General features: G+C 67.6%; 11 protein-coding genes, 4 pseudogenes and 1 other annotated feature. Of the genes and pseudogenes, 9 read left to right on the top strand and 6 right to left on the bottom strand.

The window, feature by feature from the left end:
* The first annotated feature begins 260 nt into the window (after positions 1–260).
* Complete coding sequence (locus DK412_RS00350) at positions 261–1,220, top strand: DUF6538 domain-containing protein (protein ID WP_348629356.1); 960 nt, start codon at positions 261–263, stop codon at positions 1,218–1,220.
* A gap of 36 nt (positions 1,221–1,256) precedes the next feature.
* Here the strand turns inward: DK412_RS00350 and DK412_RS00355 are convergent.
* Positions 1,257–1,583 (bottom strand): annotated as a pseudogene (locus DK412_RS00355) (integrase core domain-containing protein); the annotation flags it as partial.
* Positions 1,584–1,627: 44 nt separating this feature from the next.
* Between DK412_RS00355 and DK412_RS00360 the strand changes: the two are divergent.
* On the top strand, positions 1,628–3,028 hold the full coding sequence (locus DK412_RS00360) for an IS30 family transposase (RefSeq protein WP_109970315.1): 1,401 nt from the start codon (positions 1,628–1,630) through the stop codon (positions 3,026–3,028).
* A gap of 7 nt (positions 3,029–3,035) precedes the next feature.
* Here the strand turns inward: DK412_RS00360 and DK412_RS00365 are convergent.
* Positions 3,036–3,701 (bottom strand): annotated as a pseudogene (locus DK412_RS00365) (transposase); the annotation flags it as partial.
* Positions 3,281–3,419, bottom strand: a sequence feature (AL1L pseudoknot). It overlaps the preceding pseudogene by 139 nt.
* 47 nt (positions 3,702–3,748) lie before the next feature.
* Here DK412_RS00365 and DK412_RS00370 point away from each other — a divergent pair.
* Positions 3,749–3,970 (top strand): annotated as a pseudogene (locus tag DK412_RS00370) (IS701 family transposase); the annotation flags it as partial.
* Between the two features lie 279 nt (positions 3,971–4,249).
* Here DK412_RS00370 and DK412_RS00375 read toward each other — a convergent pair.
* Positions 4,250–7,078, bottom strand: coding sequence for a PAS domain-containing sensor histidine kinase (locus DK412_RS00375; RefSeq protein WP_109974973.1), 2,829 nt, complete (start codon positions 7,076–7,078; stop codon positions 4,250–4,252).
* Positions 7,079–7,342: 264 nt separating this feature from the next.
* Here DK412_RS00375 and DK412_RS00380 point away from each other — a divergent pair, with 264 nt between their 5' ends.
* Positions 7,343–7,927 carry a hypothetical protein gene (locus DK412_RS00380; protein WP_109974974.1) on the top strand — a complete coding sequence of 195 codons (585 nt, stop codon included), beginning with the start codon at positions 7,343–7,345 and terminating at the stop codon, positions 7,925–7,927.
* Positions 7,928–8,056: 129 nt separating this feature from the next.
* The gene (locus DK412_RS00385) at positions 8,057–10,600 is read left to right on the top strand and encodes an HWE histidine kinase domain-containing protein (protein WP_109970316.1); all 2,544 of its coding nucleotides are present in this window, start codon (positions 8,057–8,059) and stop codon (positions 10,598–10,600) included.
* On the opposite strand, the pseudogene DK412_RS00390 reads toward DK412_RS00385, so the two are convergent.
* Positions 10,561–10,854: pseudogene (locus DK412_RS00390) on the bottom strand (response regulator); the annotation flags it as partial. The gene DK412_RS00385 and the pseudogene DK412_RS00390 sit on opposite strands and share 40 nt — an antisense overlap.
* A gap of 623 nt (positions 10,855–11,477) precedes the next feature.
* The gene (locus DK412_RS00395; RefSeq protein WP_245447359.1) at positions 11,478–13,799 is read right to left on the bottom strand and encodes a CHASE3 domain-containing protein; all 2,322 of its coding nucleotides are present in this window, start codon (positions 13,797–13,799) and stop codon (positions 11,478–11,480) included.
* Between the two features lie 160 nt (positions 13,800–13,959).
* On the opposite strand from DK412_RS00395, the gene DK412_RS00400 reads away from it, so the two are divergent.
* The 4 genes from DK412_RS00400 (at position 13,960) to DK412_RS00415 (ending at position 18,086) form a co-directional block, all read left to right on the top strand.
* On the top strand, positions 13,960–14,211 hold the full coding sequence (locus DK412_RS00400) for a hypothetical protein (RefSeq protein WP_109970318.1): 252 nt from the start codon (positions 13,960–13,962) through the stop codon (positions 14,209–14,211).
* Positions 14,212–14,780: 569 nt separating this feature from the next.
* Positions 14,781–16,259 carry a protein adenylyltransferase SelO gene (locus DK412_RS00405; RefSeq protein ID WP_109970319.1) on the top strand — a complete coding sequence of 493 codons (1,479 nt, stop codon included), beginning with the start codon at positions 14,781–14,783 and terminating at the stop codon, positions 16,257–16,259.
* A 118-nt stretch (positions 16,260–16,377) separates the two neighbouring features.
* On the top strand, positions 16,378–16,869 hold the full coding sequence (locus DK412_RS00410) for a hypothetical protein (protein WP_245447360.1): 492 nt from the start codon (positions 16,378–16,380) through the stop codon (positions 16,867–16,869).
* A gap of 33 nt (positions 16,870–16,902) precedes the next feature.
* A protein-coding gene (locus DK412_RS00415) for an IS3 family transposase (protein ID WP_109970320.1) occupies positions 16,903–18,086 on the top strand; the annotation gives its coding sequence in 2 pieces (ribosomal slippage) (positions 16,903–17,167 and positions 17,167–18,086; 1,185 coding nt in all).
* Here the strand turns inward: DK412_RS00415 and DK412_RS00420 are convergent.
* Positions 18,054–18,476, bottom strand: coding sequence for a cyclic nucleotide-binding domain-containing protein (locus DK412_RS00420; protein WP_109970321.1), 423 nt, complete (start codon positions 18,474–18,476; stop codon positions 18,054–18,056). The two genes, DK412_RS00415 and DK412_RS00420, sit on opposite strands and share 33 nt — an antisense overlap.
* Positions 18,477–18,677: the final 201 nt, after the last annotated feature.

An 18,677-nucleotide genomic window follows, 5' to 3' on the forward strand; every position in this document is an offset into this window, starting at 1 on the left:
ATCAGGGCGGTGCGCGGGCAACAGGACATCGGGGGATCCTCTTGGCGGAGAATCCCTCAGTCCATCACAGCGCACCGCCCACAGCCAGGGCATCAACCTTAGCTGTACCAGCCGCCCAGACGCAGCTGTCGTGTACCGTGAATCCCTCCGTCTCAGCCATTCTAAGTCATTGAAATAATTGAGTTTTCTGCCTAACATCAGACCCTGGACGTCACAGTACCCCGTCACAGCCCGGATCGCGGTCCAGGCTCCGGTTCGGGGTGCCCACGTACGTCGTCAGGCGCGGCGACCGTTGGTGGTTTCGTAAAGCCATTCCCGGAGACCTCGTGGACGTGCTCGGCATCGCCGAGGTCCGCAGGTCGTTGCGCACCCGCAGCGCCCGCGAGGCGCGACGGAGGGCGCTTGAGGTACTGGTCAGGGTCGAGGAGGTCTACGCCGTCCTGCGGCCCGAGCGCCCGATGCGTCCCGCCCGTTACGTCGCCCTGGCGTTGCTGGATGAAGCTTTTCGGACCAATTCGGGCACCGCCGCAACGTTCGAGAGGAACGAGCAGCTACTTCAGGAAGCGGCCGGTGTCCTGCGCCGGACGGGTGACGGCGACCGCTCGGTGGGTCGAAGGACCGACACCGCCGGTTCGACCGAGGACCCGGAGGCCGAACCCATCTTGTTCGTCCGTGCCGACGATGCCTTGCGGATGCTGCGCGGCGAGAAGCCGAAGGGCGAGGAGAACAAGATCGCCGTCGCGATCCTTGAAGCTGTCGTGAGGATGAGCCTCGGTCGCCTGAGTGACACGAACCAGGGCGCCCGGGACCTCGACGCCGCGCTTTCCGCCCTTACGGTCCTGCGCGAAGGCGCCGCCGTCCCGCAGGCTCACTTCCCCTTCGAACAGCTGCGGGCCCTGCTCGCCTCGCACTTCGCCCCGGCGGCCCCGGCCCTGGACGTTCAGGCTGTTCGAAAGATGATTACGGCGGAACTGCGGGACGGCTTCGCTCGCGCCGAGACCGAGAAGTGGTCGGGCATGCCGCTCTCGGAAGCCATCGCCAAATTCGAGGCCGAGGAGGTTTGCAACCGAGGCGGGGCTAAGCATCAGGAAGATGTCCCCCGGCGACTGGCCTCATTTCTCCGGGCCGTGGGCGACAAGCCGATCCGCGAAATTTCCCGCGACGACGTCAAGGCGTATCGCGACCTCCTCGACCAGGCGCCCGACCGGTTCACCCTTTGAACCGCTCCGGGTTTTTCGGAGGCTGGTTGGCTTGTGTCAGGCGGCCAAGGCTTGGTCGCCGACGTGAGCATGATAGCGCGCTTCGGCCTCGGCGGGAGGGACGTTGCCGATCGGCGCGAGGAGGCGACGATGGTTGTACCAGTCGACCCACTCCAGGGTGGCGTACTCGACGGCCTCGAAGGAACGCCACGGCCCGCGCCGATGGATCACCCCGGATCAAGTCCGGGGCAAGCTCTCCGCCTTGAACAGGCCGTTGATCGTCTCCGCCAAGGCGTTGTCGTAGCTGTCGCCGACGCTGCCGACCGACGGCTCGATCCCGGCTCCGGCCAGGCGCTCGGTGTAGCGCAAAGCCAGGTATTGGGTGGATTCAAGTGGTCGTCGCAACGGCTTGGCGGAGGGCGGCTGTGATGGCAGGTCGGCGGCGTTCGGATCGGTGTCTTCGAGAGAAGTTGCGGTCACCGGGTCGTCCCGGGGTTGGTTTACGCGTGACGCGGCGGGAGTTCTGGGCGTTCATCGCCCAAGGTCTCTCCAGCGAGGACGCAGCGATGAAGGTCGGGATCTCGCCACCGGTCGGCTCGCGATGGTTCCGAACAGCAGGCGGAATGGCACCGTCTCATCTGTCACCATCATCCAAGTCACCTTCTACGCGCTATCTGTCGTTCGCGGAGCGTGAGGAGATCGCGATACTGCAGGCGCAAGGTCATGGGGTCCGGGAAGTCTCCCGGCGTCTGGGGCGGGCGGCGTCGACCATCTCGCGCGAGTTGCGGCGCAATGCAGCGACCCGCAGTGGCGGCTTGGACTATCGCGCGACGACGGCGCAGTGGCACGCTGAACGTGCGGCACGCCGGCCCAAACCCGCAAAGCTGGTGGGGAACACCGCGCTACGGACCTACGTGCAGGAACGGCTCGCCGGCGCTGTCGCGACACCGGGCGGGAGCGTTCTGCCTGGACCGAGCGTTGCCTGGAAGGGACGGCGGCACGGGCGACGCCAGAGCCGGCGCTGGGGCCGATCCTGGAGCCCGCAGCAGATCGCCGAACGCCTGCGGCTCGACTTTCCGGACGATCCGACGATGCGCATCAGTCACGAGGCGATCTATCAGGCGCTCTACATTCAGGGTCGGGGCGCGCTGAAGCGTGAGTTGACCGCCTGTCTTCGCACAGGACGGGCTTTGCGAGTGCCGCGGGCCCGCTGCCTGCGGCGCGGCAAGTCGTTCGTCACCCCCGAGGTACTGATCAGCGAGCGTCCGCCCGAGGTGGAGGACCGCGCGGTACCGGGTCACTGGGAGGGAGACCTGATCCTGGGTCTGAAGAGCTCGGCGATCGGGACCCTGGTCGAGCGCACGACACGTTTTACGATGCTGCTGCATCTTCCGCCGATGGACGGCCATGGGGTGACACCACGCGCCAAGACTGGCCCAGCGCTGGCGGGGCACGGGGCCGCGGCGGTCCGCGAGGCGATCACCGGCACGATCGCGCGCTTGCCGGAGCATCTGCGGCGCTCCTTGACCTGGGACCAGGGGGCCGAGATGGCCGAGCATGCGCGCTTGCGGATCGACGCGGGTCTGCAGGTGTACTTCTGTGATCCACGCTCACCCTGGCAGCGGGGGACAAACGAGAATACGAACGGGTTGCTACGGCAGTACTTCCCGAAAGGAACGGATCTGAGCGCTCACAGCGTGGACGATCTTGCTGCTGTGGCCGCAGCCCTCAACAGCAGACCGCGCAAAACGCTGAACTGGAAGACGCCGGCAGAGGCACTCGACGCTGTGCTGGCCGCCGTGCAAGATGGTGTTGCGATGACCGCTTGAACGTAAGTTGCGAGCCGCGATCCGAGTGATGCGCCAGTCCACTGCCTTGCGCAGGGCGACGCTCGTTTAGGGTCTGCTCCAGAGCATCCAGCACGAAGCTCGCCTGAGCGCTGCGTGAGGCTCGCCACCGTAGACGCAGAAGTTGGCCTCGACCACGCGCTGGATCTCGATCATCAACGCGGCGTCGCTGCGAGCACGAACCGGTTGCTTGCCGGGGTCAGTACGCCGGGCGGCATGCAGGGAGTAGGTCGACGGGGCGATCGGCAGAACCCTGCAGATCGGCCTCATCCTGAGCCTGTCGAAGGACGATCCCGTAGACCTCTCGATGCTCGTCGATGAAGCTGATCATGGCCGCGACCGGCGGTCGCGCTCGGCAAAAGCAAAATATGCGCTCGCCCTGCGCAGGATCTCGTTGGCCTGGCGCAGCTCGCGAACCTCTCGCTCCAGCGCCTTGATCCGCTCCCGCTCGTCCATCGTCTGCCCGGGCCGCACCCCTTAATCACGCTCGGACTGGCGCACCCCGTTTCCTCAGGGTCTCGCCCGAGCAGCCGATCTTGGCGGCAATCGACTGGATCGCCGACCATGGCGAGCCATGCTCACTCTCATGGTCGCGCACCATCCGCACCGCGCGCTCGCGCACCGCGGGGGAGAACGGGGTTGTTCGCTTCGTCATGGCTCCATCCTCTCAGAAGGGGGAGCCTCCGGGAAACCCGGAGCGGTTCAAAGACCGAGCTGGGTCTGGACCACAACGAGACCCGCTCCTGGCATGGCTGGCACCGGCACGTCAGTCTGGTGATGCTGGCCTTCGCGGTGTTGGCGCGGGTGCGCCAGCGGGCCAACGGCCCGCCCCCAAAAACCGAGCGAAGGGCCAAGCTCGCCCGTACCCTGGTCGCTGCAGGAGATCCGGCGGGTCGCGAACCGGCTCGCCCAGCGGCGCATTGAACCGGCTCCCGTGATCGCCTGGTCGGTCTGGCGGCGCGCGCACCAAGCCGCTGCCCGCCAAGCTCATCTCAAAAGATACATGCAACTGTAATGCGAGTACACGGCCCATGCCGCCATCCGGGCTCCACTTGCCTCGCCGGAGCTCCGCATACGTAACCATGGCAGTCTATTCGACCGGATTGGAATGCGTCTGAAGCGTCAACATAGCAATATAGTGTATATGCTCCAAGTGTCTCACTTGTGATCGCGAGCGTCGCTTGGGGGCTTGATCGGCCTTCATCAAGTCGCCCGCTGACGGATGGCGCTGCGCAAGACCCGGGTGAGGTCCTCGACGGCGTAGGGCTTGTGCAGCAGTTCGAAGCCGTGGCTTCCCTCCTGTGCGAGCACGTGGCTGTACCCGCTGGTCAGCACCACCGGTAGCTCAGGCTGTCGCCTCCGGACCTCCTTGCCGAGTTCGACTCCGTTCATCCCAGGCATGACCACGTCCGAGAACACGGCCGCGTACCGGCGTGGATGCTCCTCCAGGAAGCGCAGGGCCGTCTCGGCGTTCGGTGCCCAGGTCGTCTCGAAACCAAGCTCGGAGAGAAGCTGCGTCGAGAACTGCCCGACCTGCTCGTTGTCCTCGACCACCAGGACGTGACCGTGCCCCCGCGCCTCGTCCGACGCCGCGCTCTCCAGGGCTGCCTCCGCAACGGAGGCCGGGACTCGCGGCAGGTAGACCTTGAACGTCGTCCCCTTGCCCAGGGCACTCTCCACCGCCACGTCGCCGCCGGACTGTTTCGCGAAGCCGTAGACCTGGCTCAGGCCCAGGCCTGTGCCCTTGCCGATCTCCTTCGTGGTGAAGAACGGCTCGAAGATCTGCGCCAGCTTCTCCGCGGGGATGCCTGCCCCCGTGTCGGTGACGTACACGGCCACGAAGTCTCCCTCGGCCGCCTTGTGCCCCCTGATGCCGGGCACCGCCTTCGTCGGCTCGATGGTGATCGTGAGCTGGCCGACGCCGTCCATTGCGTCGCGCGCGTTGACGGCCATGTTGACGAGAGCCGTCTCGAACTGGCTTGGGTCGGCCTCGACGTAGCAGATGTCGCACTCGGTGTCGGTGGTCAGCTCGACCCGGGAGCCGACCACGGTGCGCAGCATCTCGACGACCGCCTCGATCCGCTGCCCGACGTTGAAGACCTCGGGCTTGAGCGCCTGCCTGCGCGAGAAGGCGAGAAGCTGGCTGGTCAGCTTGGCGGCACGGTCCGCCGTCTCGGAGATCGCCTCGGCGTAGCGCTGCCGGCGCTCTTCGGACAGAGCAGGCCTGCAGAGCATCTGCGCGGCGCCCCGGATGACGGTGAGCAGGTTGTTGAAATCATGCGCCACGCCGCCGGTGAGCTGGCCGATGGCCTCCAGCTTCTGGCTCTGGCGCAAGGCGTCCTCGGTCTTCAGCCGTGAGGCGACCTCCTGCACGACGCGGTGCTCCAGCGTCTCGTTCAACTGGCGCAGCATGGTCTCGGCCTGCTTATGGGGCGTGAGGTCGTGCATCGCACCCACCATGCGCACCGCGCGCCCGCAGCGATCCCGCAACACGGTACCGCGATCCAGGATCTCCGCGTAGGTGCCGTCCCTGCGCTCGAACCGGTACTGGGCGGTCCACGTATCGGTCTTGCCGTCTATGGCGGCCGTGATGCCGGCAACGACCCTGGCGCGGTCATCGGAATGGAGCTTTGCTGTCCACCACGCGCCGGAAGGCGCGACCTCTTCCGGCCGATAGCCGAAGAGCGTCTCGACGGCCTCGTTCCAGCGGATGTGGTTCGTGGCCAGGTTCCAGTCCCAGATCGCGTCGTTGGTGGCGCGCGCCGCGAGCCGGTAGCGCTCCTCGGTCTCGCGCACCTCCTCCTCGGCGCGACGCCGCTCCGTCTCGTCGCGCGCCACCTTGAGAAAGCCGATCTCCACGCCGGACGGATCACGCAGCACGTTGTTCGAGCCGCTCACGAAGACGTGGCTGCCATCCTTGCGCCGGTGCCAGCGCACGTCCGGTGCGTAGCCGTTCCGTCTGGCCGTCGCAGCCTCCTCCTCGGGCGCGCCGGCTTGGCGGTCCTCCGGCGTGAAGAGAACATCGCCCGATTTCCCGAGGATCTCCTGGGCTTCGTAGCCGAAGGTGCGTGCGGCCCCGGGGGACCAGCTTGTCACCCGGCGCTCCGGGTCGAGCGTGAGGATGGCGTAGTCGATGGCGGAATCGAGGATGAGCTGCAGGCGCTGCTCGCGCTCGCGCAGGCGCTCCTCCGCCTCCTTGCGCTCTGTGACGTCGAGCACGAATTCGATGACGCCGTCCTCAACCTTGCGCGGCGCGAACAACCCCCACCAGCGTGAGCCGTCCTTGCGGTAGTATTGCTTCTCGTAGGGAACCGCCTCGCCGAGGGTGAGCACCTGCCCGACAGCGCGCTCCGAAGCCGGCCAGAATTCCACCGGCGTCAGTTCCTGCCAGGTCTTGCCGAGCGCCTCCTCTTCCGAGAATCCGGTCATCGTCAGGAAGGCCTCGTTCACCTCCGTCAAGCCGAAGGTCGGGCCCCAGTGGAGGATGCCGACCGTCTTGATGGCGAGGGCGGCCCGAACCCTGTCCGTTACGACCTGGCGCTTGCGTTCGGCCAGCACCTGAGCCGTAGTTTCCAAACACGCGCAGAAGAAGCCGGCCACGTGCCCCTCCTCGCTCCGGACCGGCGTGTAGGAAAAGGAGAAATGAGCCTGCTTCGCGACACCGTTCCTGCGAATGACGAGCGTGATGTCGTCCATCTGGACGGCCTCGCCAGCGTAGGCGCGCTCGACGAGCGGTATCAGATCCTGCGCGATCTCGGACCAGACATCGAGGAACGGGCGTCCGCACGCCTCCGGATGCTTGTCGGCGAGGATGGCGGCGTAGGGCTGATTGTAGATGAGGATGCGTTGCACCCCCCAGACGACGAACATCGGCTGCGCGGAGCCGTCGATGACGTCGCAGAGAGTTTTCAGTGCGACCGGCCAGGTCTGAGGCGGACCGAGCGGCGTCGCGCTCCAGTCGTGCGCATGGGTGACGCTCTCAGGTGCCGTCACGGAGAGGCGTGGGAGGGTCGATCTGACTTCGGCGTCCATGCCCATAAGAAGCGCGCCGAGCCATGGAAGTTGCCCATGGATTGCAGTGACGTGGGGTTGATCGCACTGGATTCGATGCCCGCGCCGCAGCTGTCGCCAAGCGGTGCCTCAGCCAGGGCTCCGGTGCCTTGAGCTTGAGCGTTCGAAGGTCGGCCAGGCACTGACCGAGGATGGGAGCACTTGACGTCTCACCGTGGCGGGACCGCTCTTGGAACGGAAATGCCGAGCTTCGAGTTGGGAGGACCGCTGATCCCGGAGCCGTCCGTGAGACCATCCTTCCTCGCCCTGCTCGTGCTGCTGCTCGCGTCCGGCCCGAACCCGGTCCTCGCTCAAGAGGTCCAGGACGTGCCCGCGGCATCCGCCGCGGCGGACGAGCCGCGCCAGGGACCACCTCCGCCGCTCACCGAACTCTCCGATCCGAACGGCCGCGGCGGCGAGGCCCTGAACGAGCCCGGCGGGAGATCCGGCATCCCGAAAGCCTTGCGCGCCTCCGGCTCCAAGGCCGGCGGGCCGGCCAACGACCTCAACCCCGGCGGCCGCGCCGAGCCGCCGGCGCCGCCGAAGGGCGACCTCGGCCGCGTCGTGGCCGGCAAGGAACTCTTCCACGGGAACTACTGTGGGAAGGGGCAGCGCGGCGAGGGCCTGCCTCCGACCGACGATCTCGACGCCGCGTGCATGCGCCATGACGCCTGCTACGATGCGGCCGGGTACGGTTCATGCGCCTGCGACGCGACGCTCAAGCGCGAGGCGACCGCCGTCTCGGACAGCCCGAACGCATCGCTCGAGGTCCGCCGCAGGGCCCTCAGCGTGATCGAGGTCACGGCGGCAATGGAGTGCCGCACACCCTAGGCGATGGGTCCCGGGAGCGGCTCCCCGGCCGCTCCCGCTTCGCGACAACGGTGGACCTTGCCACCATCCGCGCCGGGACCGATAAGCGGTCGGCAGCCAACCTGCCACGTCCAACACGCTCGCGGGCAAATGAACCCACGGAACGCAACACAGCCGGAGCCCGAAGTCGATCTCTCGTCCTGCGACCGCGAGCCGATCCATATCCTGGGCTCGGTGCAGCAATTCGGGTTCCTCGTCGGCGTCTCGGCGGACTGGATCGTCACCCGCGCCTCGGACAACGTCGCCACCTGGCTCGGTCTCACCGCCGAGGGCATCCTCGGCCTGCCCCTGGACAGCGTCCTCGACCGCGAGGCCATCCATGCGATCCGCGGTCAGCTGCAGACCCTGCGCAGCCCCGATGCCGTCGACCGGATGTTCGGCCTGCAGCTCTTGCCGGGCGGCGCCCAGTTCGACGTGGCCCTCCACATGTCCGGCACCACCATCGTCATCGAGGCCGAGCCGAGCGCCACCGAACACCTGAGTGCCGGCAACCTCGTGCGGGGCATGGTCACGCGCCTGCAGCAGACCGTCGGTTTCGCCCCCCTCTGCCGCGAAGCCGCACGGCAGATGCGTGCGCTGACGGGCTTCGACCGCGTGATGGTCTACCGCTTCGCCGGGGACCATTCGGGCGAGGTCATCGCCGAGTCGGTACGGTCCGGGCTCGACTCCTATCTCGGCCTGCACTACCCGGCGTCCGACATCCCGAAGCAGGCCCGCGCCCTCTACGAGCGCAACTGGTTGCGCATCATCGCCGACGTCGACGCGCCGGGCGCCGCCGTGCTGCCGCCGCGCGACCCCGAGGGGATGCCCCTCGACCTGTCGCTGTCGACCCTTCGGACGGTCTCGCCCATCCATCTCGAATACCTGCGCAACATGGGGGTGGCGGCCTCGCTCTCCGTGTCCATCCTGCGCAATGGCCGGCTGTGGGGCCTGTTCGCCTGCCACCACACCGAGCCGCGGCACATCTCCCTGGAACGCCGGACCGGCGCCGAGTTGTTCGGGCAGATGTTCTCCTGGCTGCTCGAGGCCCGCGAGCGAGAGGCCGACGCCGAGCGAGAGGTCCGCTCGCGCGAGTTGCACAACCGCCTCCTTGGCGCGCTGGCCTCCGGCGGAACCAACCTGGAGCACCTGTCCGAATTCCTCGACGACCTGTCGGCCATCCTGCCCTGCGACGGGGTCGGCCTGTGGGTGAACGGCGAGATCACCCTGCAGGGCGCGACCCCGACGGCCGAGGAGTTCGCCGGGCTGGTGCGCTTCCTCAACCGCACGGCCGCCAGCAAGGCCTACGCGACCGACGAGATCGGGCGCGTCCACGAGCCGGGCCGCGACTTCACCGAACGGGCGGCGGGCATGCTCGCCATACCGGTGTCCCGAACACCCCGGGACTTCCTCGTCTACTTCCGGCGGGAGGTCTCGCGGACCGTGACATGGGCGGGCAATCCGGTGAAGCCGGTGGTCCCCGGACCGAACGGCATCCGCCTGACGCCGCGCAAGAGCTTCGAGGCGTGGCGCGAGACCGTGCATGGGCGCTCCCTTCCCTGGTCGGACATGGAGATGCGGACCGCCGAGGCGCTGCGCATCACCCTGCTCGAAGTGATCCTCCGCCTGACCGATTCCGCCGAGAAGGAGCGCAAGGGAGCGCAGGAGCGCCAGGAACTGCTCATCGCCGAGCTCAACCACCGGGTCCGCAACATCCTGAACCTGATCCGCGGGGTGGTGACGCAGAGCCGGACGGAGGACGGGGCGGACAGCGCCTTCGCGGCCACGGTCGGCGATCGCATCCAGGCGCTGGCGCGGGCCCACGACCAGATCACCTCGTCCAATTGGGGCCCGGGGTCGCTGCGCGACCTGGTTGCGCTGGAAGCCGCGGCGTATCTCGGGCCCAAGGCCGACCGCGTCGTCCTCGACGGCGTCGACGTGCTGCTGGAGCCCCAGGCGTTCTCGACCGTCGCGCTGGTCGTGCACGAGATGATGACGAACTCGGCGAAGTACGGTGCGCTCTGCGACAGCCTCGGGCGGGTCGATGTCCGCTGGCACCGCGACGCCCTCGACCATCTGGTGATCGAGTGGCGCGAGAGCGGCGGCCCGCCGGTGCGGGCCCCGACCCGGCGCGGCTTCGGCGCCACCATCATCGAGCGGTCCATCCCCTACGAGCTCAAGGGTGAGGCCGAGGTGCGCTACGAACTGTCGGGCGTCGAGGCGCGCTTCACGCTTCCCCCATCCCTCGTGCGGATCGCGCCGCAGGCCGCCGTCAAGGCCGCGAAACCTGCAGCGGCCGTGACGCCGCGCAGCCTTGCGGGAACGACGCTGGTCGTCGAGGACAACATGATCATCGCGCTCGAGACGGAGGAGCTGCTCGTCTCGCTCGGCGCCGCCGCGGTCGACATGGCCTCCTCGACCCGCGAGGCGCTCCGCCTGATCGACGCCGCGCCGCCCGACCGCGCCCTGCTCGACGTCAACCTCGGCGGCGAGACGAGCATCGCCGTCGCGCGCAGGCTGTTCGCGCTCGGTATTCCCTACGCCTTCGCCACCGGCTACGGCGACGGCTTCCGCATCCCGCCGGACCTCGCGGAGGTGCCGGTGGTCAAGAAGCCCTACGGCGCGGCGGACCTGCTGCGCGCCTTCCCGTCCTGATGCTTCCCGGCATCCTGAACCGCGCGGCGCAGGACGCGGGACAGGTCGGCCACGGAGTATGGCTTGCGTAGCAGGGCGAAGCCATGGGTGCCCTCCGCTGCGAGCACGTCGCTGCAGCCGGAGGTCAGGACGATCGGCAGGTCGGGCCGTCGCCGGCGGATCTCGCCGGCAAGCTCCAGGCCGTTCATCCCCGGCATCATCACGTCGGAAAAGACCACCTCGAAGCGAACGGGGATGCGCTCGATCTCGGCCAGGTTGGCGAAGACGATGGGATTGTCCGGCAGGTTGGGATCGGTGATGATCTGCGGCATGCGGGTCTTCTCCGCTGCCGTGAACAGGAGACCCCCGGCGCCGCGAACGTCCGTTGTCCGGGCGCGGGCCGGCGAAGGCCATCCTGCCGCTCGGTCTCCAGCAGGACCACCCGGGCTTCGCGCTCGCGCCGCCGCAGCCTCTCGATCCCTGCGTCCATGGCCCCCTCCGGGCGTGGGTGTCGTCCGCACCGGCGCGGGGACAATGGTCCCAAGGCGGATAACGCCGCGACAGGGCGCAGGCGGCGTGGCGCCGGCTGCGACGTTCGGCGGCGTCACGCGTTCGCCCTTACCCGAGGGCGCCTCGGAGGGGGACGACGTGCGATCGGACACGCCGCGGCCGGGAGACGTTTCATTGCCGCCCATCGGCGACCCGCCGCCGGACCCGGCCCCGCCCGAGGGGGATCCGCCCGGCGAGCCCCCGGCGCCACAGCCCCCTGCCCGATCCGCCGACGCTAGAGCACTTCACGATCGCGCTGCAATCGCGAAGTTCTCTAAGTCTTTGTTTTAACGCATTGTCCTCGACGAACCGGCATCCACTTCGTCGGAAAATGCTCTAAGGCTCGACGTTACGACCCTGCGCCCTTGACCGGGCGCAAGGCCACCACGTTGGCGGTCTCGGGCACCTCCGCTCCGGCGGAGCCGAGCACCTCGGCGACCTTCCGGGCGAGCTGCTCGCGCTTGAACGGCTTGGAGATGAGATGCACCCCGTCGTCGACCCGGCCGTGGTGGATGATGGAATTCTCGGTGTAGCCGGACATGAACACGATCCGGACCTCGGGTCGTAGGGCCTGCACCCGCTCGGCGAGCTCGCGCCCCCGCACCTTGCCGGGCAGGATCACGTCGGTGAGCAGCAGGTCGACGGTCGCGACGTTGGCGCCGAAGATCCTCAAGCCCTCCTCGCCGTCGGCGGCTTCCAGGACGCGGTAGCCGAGATCGGCCAGGATCGCGCAGGCGATCTCGCGAACCGCCGCCTCGTCCTCCACCACCAGGACCGTCCCCGACCCGCGCGGCAGATCGACGGGGCTTCCGGACCGCGGGCCCGGTACTGCCGCGGCACCGACCGCGCGCGGCAGGTAGAGCTTCACCGTCGTGCCCTCGCCGGGCTCGGAATAGATCTTCACGTGCCCGCCCGACTGCTTGACGAAGCCGAACACCATGGCGAGGCCGAGCCCCGTGCCCTTGCCGTCGGGCTTGGTCGTGAAGAACGGCTCGAACACCCGCTTGACGATGTCGGGGGTCATGCCGTGGCCGGTATCGGAGACCGCCACCATGGCGTAGTCGCCCGGCAGGGTCTCGGCGTGCCGGCGGACGTACTCCTCGTCGAGGACCTTGTTGCCGAGCTCGATGGTGAGGCGCCCGCCGCCCGGCATCGCGTCGCGGGCGTTGAGCGCGAGGTTCAGGACCGCGCTCTCCAACTGCGCCGCGTCGGCCATCGCGGGCCACAGCCCGACGGTCTCGACGTAACGGACATCGATGGTCTCGCCGAGGGTCCGCCGCAGCAGCGGGATCAGGTCCGGCATCGCCGCGGCGAGGTCGATGGCGGCCGGCGCCAGCGGCTGCTTGCGGGCGAAGGCGAGGAGCTGGCCGGTGAGGGTCGCCCCGCGCTGGGCGGCCCAGGACGCCCGCTCGATCCGCGTCTGGAGCCTGGCGTCGCCGTCGAGCTTCGCCCGGATGAACTCCAGGTTCCCGAGGATGACCTGCAGCAGGTTGTTGAAGTCGTGCGCGATGCCGCCGGTCAACTGGCCGATGGCCTGCATCTTCTGGGCCTCGCGCAGCACGCCCTCGGCCTGGGCGCGCTTGGTCATGTCCGAGACCGTGAGGACGAAGCCACCGTCCGGCATCGGCGTCCGGCGGATCTCCAGGTGATGGCCGTCCGCGTTCTCCCGCTCGTAGGTGACGGCTTCACCGGAATTCCGGCGGCCGTGCCGGATCTGGTCCTCGGTCTCCAGCGCGGGACGGCCGGGTTCGCCGGTGTGCTCGACGAAGGCGCCGTAAGGAGTGCCGGGCCGGACCATTGCCTTCGGCAGGTCGAGCAGGACCTGGAAGCACTCGTTCCAGTTCGCGAGCTTGCGGTCGGGCCCGAACACCGCGACGCCCTGGCTGAGGCTGTCGAGCGTGGTGCGCAGGCGCAGGGCCAGCGCCCGCTGCTCGGCCTCGGTCCTGTAGGAGCGCGACCACGCCCGGTTCAGGAGGCGGGCCGCCCACAGCAGGGTGAGGACCGCCAGACCTGAGCCGGCGATGACCATCCAGCGCACCCAGGTCGCACGGGCGTCGTTCTGCGCCAGGCGCTCGTCGAGGAGCCGCTGCTCGTCGGTGAGCATGGTGGCGAGGATGGTCTCGGCCTCGCGCATGTGGTTGCGGCCGGCGTCACCGTTGATGATGCGCAGGGCCGCCTCCAGGCCGCCGTCGCGGCGCGCCTGCAGCGTCTGGGCGAGCTCTTCCAGCTTGTGCTGGATGGCCGGGGCCAGCAATCGGATGCGCGCCTGCTGCGCGGGGTTGTCCGCGGTCAGCCTTTGGAGCTCGCCCTGGAGAAGGCCGAGGCGGTCGCGCGCCGCGTCGTAGGGGCCGAGATACTCGGCCCTGCCGGTGAGGACGTAGCCGCGCTGGCCGCGTTCGGCATCGCGCAAGGCGATGGCGAGGTCCTTGGTCGTGTCGAGCACCCGATAGCTGTGCTGAGACCAGGTGCGGGCGTCGCGCGAGGCGTTCAGCCGCTCCCAGGTCACCGCGCCGACCAGGGTGACGATGGCGATCAGCACGCCGAGGACGAGGACGTTCGCACGCCTGACGAGGTACTGGGTCATGGTGTCCTGGTTGCGTCCGTCGCGTGCCGGTCGGCTCACGAGTGCGAGCGCCGCGCCACCTTGGCCGGTATCGAGACCTTGGGGCAAGGCCCGCTCGTGGGCCCAAGGTCAGCTCCTGCGCCGCGATGCGGGCATTTTACGGGCGCCGGATGCGCCACCGGCACCGGCACCGGCGCCCGTGCCTTCGTCCAGGGACATTCGGCAGGCTTGCGGCGTTGTCGAACGGCATCATCCCGATGGAGTCCCCATGCTCAATTCCTTCTGCGCCGCGTTCCTGCTCGCCTTCGAGGCGCAGAAGGTCATCGAACTGCGGCTGGTGCGGATCGCCTGGGGCGGGGCCGAGGCCCAGGCCGAGATGGTCTCGATGGTGGGCGAGAAGGTCGTGGCCTCGATGGAGGCAGCGAACACGCTGATGGCGGGGGGCAGTCCCGGTGAGGTCGTCGCGCGCTACCGGGAACTGGTCGCGGACAATACGCAGCGCCTCTTGGGAAGAGCCTGAGCGCCGGCGCCTGCGACCAGGTCCCCGGCATGCCGGCGGGGACCGGGCCGACCTCGCCTGTCCGGCGCCACGTCCCATGATCGAGTCGCGCGCGTCCGCTAGAGCATTTTCCGACGAAGTGGATGCCGGTTCGTCGTAGAAAATGCGCCAGGATCAAAGACCTAGAGAGCTTCGCGATTGCAGCGTGATCGTGAAGCGCTCTCGCACCCGATGACCAGACCGTCGGATGGCAGGCGACCATGGTCAGCCGATGGTGCACAGCCGACTATACGACATGCGAAATGCTGCCCCGACGCGGCCCCTCCCGGCTGCCGTGGGGAATGTCCGGTCGCGGGGGTGTTCCGGACATGTGATGCCTTGACACGGTCTCCTGACATTTGCCGCATCCTTGGGCTCTCGCGTCAAGCGCATCAGCGCCGGCGGTCCGTCCGGGTATCTGGGAACGATCGGTATCCATACAGTCGAGCCTGAAAGACCGAATGCAAACCGAGTGCAAAGATCCGCTGATTTGAACCCGACGCTGCTTTCACCGTTGGCCCTTTGCAGCCTCCTCATACCCATGTGCGCGCATGAAGCCCCAGATCCCGTTCGACAACAGCTACGCCCGCCTACCTGACCGCTTCTTCGCCCGCACCCAGCCGACGCCCGTTGCCGAGCCGCAGCTGATCCGCCTGAACCGCGCGCTCGCGATGACCCTCGGCCTTGATCCAGACTGGCTTGCGAGTCCTGAGGGCACCGAGATCTTGGCTGGAAACCGCCTCGCCGAGGGATCCGAGCCGATTGCCACCGCCTATGCTGGCCACCAATTCGGGAATTTCGTGCCGCAACTCGGCGACGGACGCGCCCTCTTGCTCGGTGAGATCCTCGACCGTGACGGCCAGCGCCGCGACATCCAACTGAAGGGCTCGGGCCCGACGCCATTCTCGCGCCGGGGAGACGGGCGAGCAGCCCTCGGTCCGGTGCTGCGTGAGTACTTGGTCAGCGAGGCCATGGCGGCTCTGGGCATACCGACCACTCGCGCACTGGCTGCCGTCGCAACGGGCGAACGCGTCGTCCGCGAGACCCTGCTCCCGGGCGCGGTCCTCACCCGCATCGCGGCCAGTCACATCCGCGTCGGCACCTTCCAGTTCTTCGCCGCGCGCGATGACATCGCGGGCCTGCGCGCTCTGGCCGACCACGTGCTGGATCGGCACTACCCGCAGGCCAGGGCGGCCGAGAAGCCGTATCGTGCCCTCCTCGCCGATGTCGCCGCGCGCCAAGCCGATCTCGTTGCCCGATGGCTGCTCGTCGGCTTCATCCACGGCGTGATGAACACCGACAACATGTCGGTCGCCGGTGAGACCATCGATTACGGCCCCTGCGCCTTCATGGACGCCTACCATCCTCGAACCGTCTTCAGCTCCATCGACCGGCATGCACGGTACGCCTACGGCGCTCAGCCGCAGATCGCGCTGTGGAACCTGAGCCGTCTGGCGGAGGCCCTGCTGCCGCTCCTGGATCCGGACGAATCGCGAGCCGTGACCGAGGCCGAAGAGGCCCTCGGCAGCTTCGGGCCGCGGTTCGAGGCCGCCTTCCACGGCGGCCTCAATCGCAAGCTCGGTCTCGCCACCATGCAGGAAGGAGATCCAGCTCTGGCCGGAGACCTCCTCAAGCTGATGGCCGAGAACCAAGCCGACTTCACGCTCACGTTCCGGAACCTGAGCCGAGCCTGCGAGGCGGCCGAGGCCGACGAGGCGGTGCGCAGCCTGTTCGTCGATCCGACCGCGTATGACCGCTGGGCCGTTCGCTGGCGACAGCGGCAGGCCGAGGAGCCGGGCGACGCGTCTTCCAAGGCGGCCGCCATGCGCGCGGTCAATCCGGCTTTCATCCCGCGCAATCACCGCGTGGAGGAGATGATCGAAGCTGCTATCGAGCGAGCAGATTTTGCACCTTTCGAAAATCTTCTGGCGGTTCTCTCAAGACCATACGACGATCAGCCGATGCATGCGCATTACGCCGAGGCCCCGAAAGGTGGCGGCATTGGGTATCGGACGTTCTGTGGAACGTGAGCAAGGCGACCGTCAAGCAGGCAATAATCGACGCGATCAAATTTATAGCCTTTCGCGAACATCCATTCCTGAATACTGCTGACGTCTGGTCGTGATATGATTGAGAGATTGTTGCCAAATGGATGAGCGCGAGCAACACACCCATAATGCCGACCTAGAAGAAACCGTCGATGATATCATAGATTTTAATCAATATAGCAGGGCAGATTTCCAAACAAATAGTCGTTTTGAAAGCCGTGAGCCCGGACCGCTACCCTGGATCCAAGTCGGGAAATTTGGCGCGCCCTACTTCGCCACCGAGACGGGCGCTGCCTGGACGCCGGTCGGTCAGAACGACGCCATCAGCTGGGTCGAACTCGCCGGTCTCTTTCGTCGTCGCGACCTCCCTGCCGTTGAAGCTTACCTCTCCTATCTGGCAGATCACGGTGTCACTTGCCTGCGCTTGATGCTCGAATATGCTCAAGTCCGTCACCGCTACATCGAGCAACCTGTTGGTCGGTTTGTGCCAGCGATGGTTCGGCTGTGGGACGACCTCTTCGCCTTGTGCGAGAAGGTGGGGCTCCGCATTCTACTCACGCTGGTCAGCCCCCATCGGAGTGGTCCGCCCTGAAGTATGGCACTGAGCCGACGGAGGACGGACGCGATGGGAACGAAGAAACACAAGCCGGAAGAGGTCGTGGCCAAGCTGCGGCAGGTGGACGTGCTGGTCTCGCAGGGGCAGAGCGTGGCTGATGCGATCCGCGCCATCGGCGTGACGGAGGTCACGTACTACCGCTGGCGCAAGGAGTTCGGCGGGCTGAAGTCCGACCAGGTGCGCCGGATGAAGGAGCTGGAGACCGAGAACCAGCGGCTGCGCAAGGCGATCGCGGATCTCACCCTCGACAAGCTGATCCTGCAGGAGGCCGCCCGGGGAAACTTCTGAGCCCCGCGCGCCGGCGCGCCTGCATCGAGCATGTCCGGGACGTCCTGCACGTCTCTGAGCGCCGCGCCTGCCGGGCGCTTGGCCAGCATCGCTCGACGCAGCGCAAGGTGCCGCGGGGGAGAGACGACGAGGCGGCGCTCCTGGCCGACCTGGTCGAGCTGGCGCGCCGGTATGGCCGCTACGGCTACCGCAAGATCGCCGCCCTGCTGCGGGCGGCGGGCTGGCTGGTCAACGACAAGCGGGTCGAGCGGATCTGGCGGCGCGAAGGGCTGAAGGTTCCGGCCCGCCAGCCCAAGAAGGGCCGGTTGTGGGACGGGGATGGCTCCTGTGTCCGGCTGCGGCCCGAGCACCGCAACCACGTCTGGTCCTACGACTTCGTCGAGGCGCGCACGCATGACGGGCGCAAGGTCCGCCTGCTGAACGTCATCGACGAGTTCACCCGCGAGTGCCTGGCGATCCGGGTAGCGCGCAAGCTCAAGGCCCCGGACGTGATTGATGTGCTCTCGGACTTGTTCATCCTGCGTGGCGTACCTGCGCACGTTCGCTCTGACAATGGACCGGAGTTCATCGCCCAATCTGTGCAGAAGTGGATCACCGCCGTGGGCGCAAAGACGGCCTACATCACGCCTGGCTCACCGTGGGAGAACGGCTACATCGAGAGCTTCAACGCGAGATTGCGGGACGAGTTGCTGAATGGGGAGATCTTCTACTCTCTGCGGGAGGCGCAGATCCTGATCGAGAGCTGGAGGAGACACTACAATGGGGTTCGGCCGCACGCCTCACTCGGCTACCGCCCGCCGGCCCCGGAGGTGTTCGTCCCAGCCTTAACCGCTTGGCCGGCTGCGCTCACCCGACCGGCTCCGCCGGCCAAGCTACCCGTGGTGGAAAGGCCCACGGTCCACTAACATTCCACTCGGGCCACCTCGTGGGGGCTGATCAGTCAGGGCAGGGCTTTGCCGCATCGCCTCGCGCAGGCGGTCGGCCTCGATGCGCAGCCACGTCCCGGGTGCCTGGATCGAGGTCTCGTGCGGCGTGCGGTCGGCGCCGAGAACGAGAGCCGTGCTCACCATGCCGTCCCGCCCGAAGATGCCGACCTCAAGATTACGCTGGTCATGAGTCTTGGAGATGATCGAGGCCAGGCCGCCCTCGGGAAAGTAGGCGTGGGTGAACGGCTCGTTCACGCCGACGACGACCGTCCCGATCTCGAGCGGCACGGGCACGAGGTGGGGCGTGAGCAGCGCGAGGTCGGCGTCCGGCAGCGCGCGGAGAAGGCAGTTCTGAAACGGGTGGGCCATGGTCGTCCCGATTGCCGCATCGGGTCAGAGCCTGACCGTGAGCAGATGGACGACGTGCCTCGCACCGCACGGCCGGAGCGTCATTCGCCTATGTGAATGGTCCCCTGGGGGTGGAAGCGGCGATTCGATGCGCAACCGGTGCCACATCGAAAAATAACAAAGTGCCCTCCTATCGTTCGGCATCCTCCTCGAACAGCCTTT

Origin of the sequence: Methylobacterium sp. 17Sr1-1 (genome assembly GCF_003173775.1) — a bacterium.
In the GTDB taxonomy this organism is placed as follows: Bacteria; Pseudomonadota; Alphaproteobacteria; order Rhizobiales; family Beijerinckiaceae; genus Methylobacterium.